The organism is Streptococcus sp. 477, from assembly GCF_013277295.1.
GTDB lineage: Bacteria > Bacillota > Bacilli > Lactobacillales > Streptococcaceae > Streptococcus > Streptococcus pseudopneumoniae.
On sequence record NZ_VMMQ01000002.1, the window covers coordinates 1 to 7,513 of the forward strand.

Annotated in this window: 9 protein-coding genes; all 9 read right to left on the reverse strand. The window is 40.2% G+C overall.

The genetic code is table 11. The annotated features are described in order from the left end of the window. Window positions 1–125: 125 nt before the first annotated feature. The 9 genes from HT691_RS00185 to HT691_RS00225 all read right to left on the reverse strand — a co-directional run bounded on the left by HT691_RS00185 (window position 126) and on the right by HT691_RS00225 (window position 7,405). Window positions 126–545, reverse strand: a complete 420-nt coding sequence (locus tag HT691_RS00185; protein ID WP_000068041.1) for a F0F1 ATP synthase subunit epsilon — start codon at window positions 543–545, stop codon at window positions 126–128. A gap of 10 nt (window positions 546–555) precedes the next feature. After that, entirely contained in the window at window positions 556–1,962 is a 1,407-nt protein-coding gene (gene atpD / locus HT691_RS00190; protein ID WP_000094360.1) for a F0F1 ATP synthase subunit beta, read from the reverse strand. 190 nt (window positions 1,963–2,152) lie between these two features. Beyond that, window positions 2,153–3,031, reverse strand: coding sequence for a F0F1 ATP synthase subunit gamma (locus HT691_RS00195; protein WP_000301219.1), 879 nt, complete (start codon window positions 3,029–3,031; stop codon window positions 2,153–2,155). Window positions 3,032–3,046: 15 nt separating this feature from the next. Further along, window positions 3,047–4,552 carry a F0F1 ATP synthase subunit alpha gene (atpA, locus tag HT691_RS00200; protein WP_023942963.1) on the reverse strand — a complete coding sequence of 502 codons (1,506 nt, stop codon included), beginning with the start codon at window positions 4,550–4,552 and terminating at the stop codon, window positions 3,047–3,049. A 14-nt stretch (window positions 4,553–4,566) separates the two neighbouring features. Further along, entirely contained in the window at window positions 4,567–5,103 is a 537-nt protein-coding gene (locus tag HT691_RS00205; protein ID WP_023933459.1) for a F0F1 ATP synthase subunit delta, read from the reverse strand. Beyond that, a complete protein-coding gene (gene atpF, locus HT691_RS00210) occupies window positions 5,103–5,597 on the reverse strand; it encodes a F0F1 ATP synthase subunit B (RefSeq protein ID WP_023937358.1) in 495 nt (164 codons plus the stop codon). The genes HT691_RS00205 and atpF overlap by 1 nt, the downstream gene beginning before the upstream one ends. A 13-nt stretch (window positions 5,598–5,610) precedes the next feature. Continuing rightward, a complete protein-coding gene (gene atpB / locus HT691_RS00215) occupies window positions 5,611–6,327 on the reverse strand; it encodes a F0F1 ATP synthase subunit A (RefSeq protein WP_000392851.1) in 717 nt (238 codons plus the stop codon). Window positions 6,328–6,361: 34 nt separating this feature from the next. Further along, window positions 6,362–6,562 carry a F0F1 ATP synthase subunit C gene (locus HT691_RS00220; protein ID WP_001054890.1) on the reverse strand — a complete coding sequence of 67 codons (201 nt, stop codon included), beginning with the start codon at window positions 6,560–6,562 and terminating at the stop codon, window positions 6,362–6,364. A 429-nt stretch (window positions 6,563–6,991) separates the two neighbouring features. After that, on the reverse strand, window positions 6,992–7,405 hold the full coding sequence (locus HT691_RS00225; protein ID WP_000499170.1) for a GNAT family N-acetyltransferase: 414 nt from the start codon (window positions 7,403–7,405) through the stop codon (window positions 6,992–6,994). Window positions 7,406–7,513 lie beyond the last annotated feature (108 nt).

The window sequence follows — 7,513 nt, forward strand, 5'->3', positions numbered from 1 at the left end:
TATCCACAACCTCAAAACTATGTTTTGAGCAACCTATGGCTAACTTCCTATGTTTGCTTTTTGATTTTTATTGAGTATAAAACACCATAAAAAAATGAACTTGGAATTTTCAAGTTCATTTTTTCTTATAGTCTATTTCCGACATTAATACGGTTAATGGCACGTTGCAGTGCAATCTTCGCACGACGTTCTTGGTCAATCAAGTGTTTGTCTTGTGCTTCTTCAATTGCACGTTCTGCACGAAGTTTGGCACGTTCTGCACGACTGATATCGATATCACGAGCACGTTCTGCAGAGTCAGCAACGATTGTAATCATATCATTGGCAATTTCAATAACGCCACCGTTTACTGCAATCCAGTTCACGTGATCTTCGTCATCAATACGTTTTACCTTTACTTCATCAACTGCTAAAACCGCAATCATATTTTCATGTCGTGGCAAGATCCCCATCTCACCATCCAGAGTTCGAACCGATACATAGCTGGCATGGTGATCATAGACGAGACCATCTGGTGTCACGATCTGGACAGTTAACTGAGCCATAGATTACCTCTTAAAATCCCATTTTTTCAGCTTTTGCAATCACATCTTCGATAGAACCTACACCACGGAAGGCATCTTCTGGCAAGTGGTCGTATTTACCATCAAGGATTTCTTTAAATCCACGTACCGTTTCAGCAACTGGAACATATGAACCAGGCTGACCAGTAAATTGCTCCGCAACGTTGAAGTTTTGTGACAAGAAGAACTGGATACGACGGGCACGTGCAACCAAGGTCTTTTCTTCATCAGAAAGCTCATCCATACCGAGGATAGCAATGATATCTTGCAACTCATGGTAACGTTGGAGGACACGTTTTACTTCTGCAGCAACTGCATAGTGCTCTTCTCCAACGATTTCAGGTGCCAAGGCACGTGAACTTGAAGCAAGTGGGTCAACGGCTGGGTAGATACCCAATTGTACCAACTTACGTTCCAAGTTTGTTGTTGAATCCAAGTGAGCGAAGGCTGTTGCTGGCGCTGGGTCAGTATAGTCATCCGCTGGCACATAGATAGCCTGGATAGAGGTTACAGAACCCTTCTTGGTTGATGTAATACGTTCTTGCAATTGACCCATTTCTGTAGCAAGGGTTGGTTGGTAACCAACGGCTGATGGCATACGACCCAAAAGGGCAGATACTTCTGAACCAGCCTGAGTGAAACGGAAGATATTATCGATAAAGAGAAGCACGTCTTGGCCTTCTACATCACGGAAGTATTCAGCGATTGTCAAACCAGTAAGGGCAACACGCATACGTGCTCCTGGTGGCTCATTCATCTGACCAAATACCATGGCTGTTTTCTCGATAACGCCTGATTCTTTCATTTCCCAGTAAAGGTCATTTCCCTCACGAGTACGTTCCCCAACACCAGTAAATACTGAAATACCACCGTGTTCTTGGGCAATGTTGTGAATCAATTCTTGGATTAAGACGGTTTTACCAACTCCGGCACCACCGAACAGTCCAACTTTACCACCTTTAAGGTAAGGGGCAAGAAGGTCGATAACCTTGATCCCTGTTTCAAGGATTTCAGAAGAGGTAGACAACTCATCAAAAGTTGGAGCTTTTTTATGAATTGGCTGACGCTCTGCGTCTTCTGTAAAAGGAGCTTCCAAGTCAATGGTATCTCCCAAAACGTTGAAGACACGTCCCAAAGTTTCTTTACCTACTGGCACAGAGATTGGACGACCTGTGTCCAATACTTCCATTCCACGAGTCAACCCATCTGTTGATTCCATGGCGATAGTACGGACCATACCATCTCCCAACTCCAAGGCTACTTCAAGGACGATTTTTGTTTTTCTTTCGTCATTTTTGTAGACGACAAGTGCATTGTTAATCTCAGGAAGTTTTTCCCCTGCTGCAAACAAGACGTCTACAACGGGACCGATAACCTGAGCAATTTTACCTGAACTCATCTCCTTCTCCTATTCTATATAAGATACTGTCGGTTCCTAGCTAAACTAGGTCCTAATACTCTTCGCAAATCTCTTCAAACCACGTCAGCGTCGCCTTGCCGTACTCAAGTACAGCCTGCGGCTAGCTTCCTAGTTTGCTCTTTGATTTTCATTGAGTATAAGTTCATTTTCATACGAACTGGACTAGAGCCTATTCTAAGGCACTAGCTCCTGCTACAATTTCTGTAATTTCTTGTGTAATCGCCGCCTGTCTGGCACGGTTATACTGAATTGTCAAATCATTGATGACTTTCTTAGCATTATCTGTCGCTGTTTGCATGGCTGTCATACCAGCAGCATTCTCAGCTGTCTTGGCATCGATAATGGCACCGTAAATCATACTTTCTGCAAACTGAGGCAATAACTGCTCCAAAATTTCTTCTCGGCTGGTTTCCAATTCAAAAGTCAAGCTGTAGTCTTCATCCGCTTCATTTGGATCCAAGTCAACAATCGGAAGCATTTGTTCCACACGCATTTGACTGGTTAGCGTATTGACATGGTGGTTGTAGCAAACATAAAGCTCATCAAAGAGTTCATTTTGGTACATTTCAACAGTTTTTGAAATAATCTTACGAACTTGATCAAAGCTAGGTTGGTCTGCCAAGCCACGTAGTTCATAAAGTGGTTGAATACCACGAGCCTTAAAGAAATCAGCTCCCATTCCACCAATACAGATTATTTCAAAACCTGTACCGTCTGGGTGGTATTCTTCTTTCAACTCCATAACGGCTTTCAGAATAGAGGAATTATAACCTCCAACCAAACCGCGGTCTGAAGTGATAACGATATAGCCTGTCTTCTTCACAGGACGGCTAATCAACATGGGATTGGTTGAACCACCAGCTCCATTACCATGGAGGATATCTGTCAAGAGCTTGCGCACTTTCTGAGCGTAAACTTGGAAGTTACGAGCAGCTTCTTCAGAGCGACCTAGCTTAGCAGCCGATACCATTTGCATGGCATTTGTGATTTGACTCGTATTTTTTGTTGAGGCGATTTTTGTTTTAATATCATTTAGAGATACTGCCATCTGACACCTCTATTCTTATTGGAAGCTAGATTGATTGAGAAACTCTGTAATCGCAGCATCCAAGACTGCTTCTTCTGGCAAGTCTTTTGTATCACGAATGGTTTCCAAAATCTCTGGATGTTGAGCATCAAAGAAGGCATGGAACTCTTCCTCGAAACGAACAATATCATCTACTGGAACAGTATCCAAGAAACCATGTGTCAAAGCATAAAGAATGGTTACTTGTTTCTCAACAGGTAATGGTTTGTGAACAGGTTGTTTCAAGACCTCAACTGTACGACGTCCACGGTTCAACTTGGCCTGTGTTGCCGCATCCAAGTCAGAACCAAACTTAGTGAAGGCTTCCAACTCACGGTATGAAGCAAGGTCGATACGAAGTGTACCAGCAACCTTCTTCATGGCTTTGATTTGTGCAGAACCACCTACACGTGATACAGATGAACCCGCATCGATGGCTGGACGAATCCCCGCATTGAAGAGGCCATCGCCAAGGAAGATTTGTCCATCAGTGATAGAAATCACGTTGGTTGCGATATAGGCAGAGATATCTCCTGCTTGTGTCTCGATAAATGGTAGGGCTGTAATTGATCCACCACCAAGTTCATCAGAAACTTTAGCTGAGCGCTCAAGCAAACGGCTGTGAAGGTAGAAAACATCCCCTGGGAAGGCTTCACGACCTGGAGGACGACGAAGCAAGAGAGACAGTTCACGATAAGCTACCGCTTGTTTTGATAAATCATCATAAACGATCAAAACATGCTTGCCTTGGTACATAAATTCTTCCGCCATGGCAACCCCAGCATAAGGAGCTAGGAAGAGCAATGGTGATGGTTGTGAAGCAGAGGCTGTCACAACGATTGTGTAGTCCAAGGCACCGTACTGACGAAGTGTTTCTACTTGCGTACGAACTGTTGATTCTTTTTGTCCAATCGCAACATAGATACAGATCATATCTTGACCTTTTTGGTTCAAGATTGTATCAATCGCAATGGTTGTTTTCCCTGTCTGACGGTCACCGATAATCAACTCACGTTGACCACGACCAATCGGTACAAGGGCGTCAATAGCTTTCAAACCAGTTTGCAATGGTTCTGAGACTGACTTACGTTGCATAACACCAGGAGCTGGTGCTTCTACTGGACGAGTTTTATCAGTGTGGATTTCTCCAAGACCGTCAACTGGACGACCTAGCGGATCCACAACACGACCAATCAGACTTTCACCTACTGGGACTTCCATGATTTTACCTGTACGACGAATTGTATCGCCTTCACGGATATCTGTAAAGTCACCTAGGATGATAATACCAACGTCTGTTGACTCCAAGTTTTGAGCCATACCATAAGAGCCGTTTTCAAAAATCAACAACTCTCCACTCATGGCATTTTCAAGGCCATGAGCACGCGCGATACCGTCCCCGATATAGGTTACAACACCTGTTTCAGTCACATCAAAATTGGGTTTGAAATTTTCAATTTGTTGCTTAATTAAAGCGCTGATTTCTTGTGCGTTAATTGCCAAAAGAACACCACTTTCTATTTCAAATTTTCTTTAACAACTTTAAGTTGTTGTTTAATACTCACATCAATTGTCTTGTGATTGGCAAAAATGACAAAACCACCAATGAGACTTTCATCGATTTCTTCTTTTACACTCCTTACTTTCAGAGACATTTTTTTCTCAATCAAAGGGAGCAAACGACTCTTTTGTTCATCTGTTAAAGGATGAGCAGCAGTAATCGTCACTTCAAATCGATTTGTTTCTTTTTCAAGTCGGTTCAAGCAATCTACAAGCACATCATAGAAAAGATTTGCTCTGTGATTGTAGGCCAGAACCTGGATAAAGTTTTGTATTAAAGGTGACACAGAGTCTTGGAAAAAAGCAATTGTTTTTTCCTTATCCGACTCGTCTACTGCCACTTGTTTTAAAAAAGAAGGCAGACCTGTTTCTTCAGCAACTTGCTTGATTTGAGTCAAGTCTGAAAAGATACGGTCTTCTTCTCCTTTTTCAAGTACCAATTGGACAAAAGGCATGCTGTATTTTTCAATTACCTTTACTGTTTTCTTGTCCATTAAGCTTCTCCTAGCTGATCGATATACTGATCAATGAGTGCTTTATGGGCATGACCATCAAGGTTTTGTGAGATGATTTTACCAGCCAAGCTGATGGTCAAATCTGCAACCTCACCCTTAACGCTTTGTAAAGCTTCAGCTTTGTTTTGAGCAATTTCTTGGTTTGCTTTTTCTTTTAAGCGTCCTGCTTCTAGTTTAGCATCTGCTAAGATACTAGCCTTACTTTGCTCAGCTGTTTCCTTTGCATTTTCAATGATTGTCTTGGCTTCTTTGCGACTGCCTGCCAATTCATCTTCACGTTTTTGGGCCAATACTTCTGCTTTTTGACGGGCTTCTTCAGCACTGTCAATATCAGTAGCAATTTTTTCAGCTCTTTCTTCGAAAATGCCTGTAATATTAGACCATGCAAATTTTTTAATCAAGACTAGCAAAAGAATAAAAGAGCCAGTGATTAAAATAAAATTACCAATCAATTCACCTACTGTTACGTGCATCAGTTACTCCTTTCTATTCCTCTTCAATATTAATCTTATTCCCTAAATACACAGATGTCAAAAGAGTAAAGACATAAGCTTGGATGCAGGAAATAAAGACAGAAAATGCAGTCCAAGCCAAATTAGCTCCAAAGGCTACTGGATACCAATAAATAGCTTGGTGGGAAAGAAGAAGTAACAAACTCGTCATGACCTCTCCTGCAAAGATATTCCCAAAAATCCGCAAAGCCAAAGATAAGAAGTTTGTAAATTCTTCCAAGATATTCATCGGTATGACAAAAACAGGACTCATAAAAGATTTTATACTTTTTTTAAATCCACGACGACGAACGCTTTCTATATGTGTCAACAAAATGACAAGAAAAGATAAGGTTAAGTCATACTGTAAATTAGCGGTTGGCGAACTCCACCAGTTAGTCCCATCGATCGTTTGAAGCTTTGTCATTAAGCCAAGGTTATTGGCAATCACCATGAAAAGAAATAAACAAAGGAAAAAGAGTGAGTAATCTTTCATGTAGCGCGAACCAATGTTAGGTTCTGTAAATCCAATAACAAAGTCATAGACATACTCAAGTACATTTTGCTTTCCTTTGGGTTTCAAGGTCATATTGCGGCTTGCCCAATAAATAAAGACAAAAATAACTCCCACAATCAACAAGGTCATGGCTAACATAGTCAGATTGAAGATAACAGGACCAATAGAGATGATTGGATTAATACTTTCTTCCATCTAAAATCCTCCCTTTTCTTCTCGTTCCATGTATTTATTTGATAATAAATGAGAAGACAAGAGTTACAAAGAAAGTTCCTTCAATAAAGGCAACACCTAAAAACATCAAACTACGAAACTCAGAAAGCATATCTGGTTGGCGTGCTACTGATTTAAACAGTCCATTCATCAATAAACCTTCACCGACAGATACGCCCATACAGGCAATACATAAGCCTAAATATGTTAAATTCATAACGAATTCTCCTTTAAAATAAAATTTACTTACTTAGTGTAGTCCTAAAATTTAAATTTGTCAACTTTTAACCGCTATTGGAAGCGTTTAATAAAAATTATTTCCATTTTCTTTCGGATTTCACTCTATTCTGAAAAACTCGAGAGGGGAATCTCGGATTAATGTCAATTTAAAAAGATAGAGAGTTTTTAGTTTAAATAAATTGTTTTAAAATATCAACCACATCACTTCTTTTCTTAACCCGATAAGCCTTGATTCCCAATTTCTCAGCTGCCATTGCATTGTACCCAATATTGCCCAGAAAGACACAATTTCTAGGTTATAACTGGTATTTATCGATAGTTACTCATATACATCAGTCCACCTCCATACTTATGTGCGAGCCTCTCTTTGTATTATACCTCCATACTCACCTTACAGATTCTTTTGCTAATAATATCTTTGCCCAATGTAGGGATAGTCTTGTAACCTAAAGACTTCCTTGTAGCCATACCTTTTATAAAAATCAAGAGCTTGAAACTGGTAGGTATTGACAAAGGCAAAACGACAGTTTCGATTCTTAGCTTCAGTTTCTGCTTGCTGCAATAGTTTTGAACCGATTCCTTGCCCTCTCAGTTCCTCTTTTACAAATAAATACTCGATTTCTAGCCAATTTCTAAAAGTCTCTACTATCAAACCTGCCAGGAGATTGCCCTTTTCATCTTCGACATAAAGATTAAGTGGCTCACTTTCAGCTTCCTCTCTTTTTGAACGGTTATAAACACGAATCAGATTCCCTATTTCTTGCGATTTATGTGATTCCTTATTTTTCAATCTAAAGTATAGTGAAATAAAATAAAACATGCGCAAATCGATTAAGGAATTTAATCTAATTTCTAACAATGTCTTAGAAACCAAAGTATACTATTTTAACTTCAATGCACTATACATCTAATACTCAATAAAAATCAA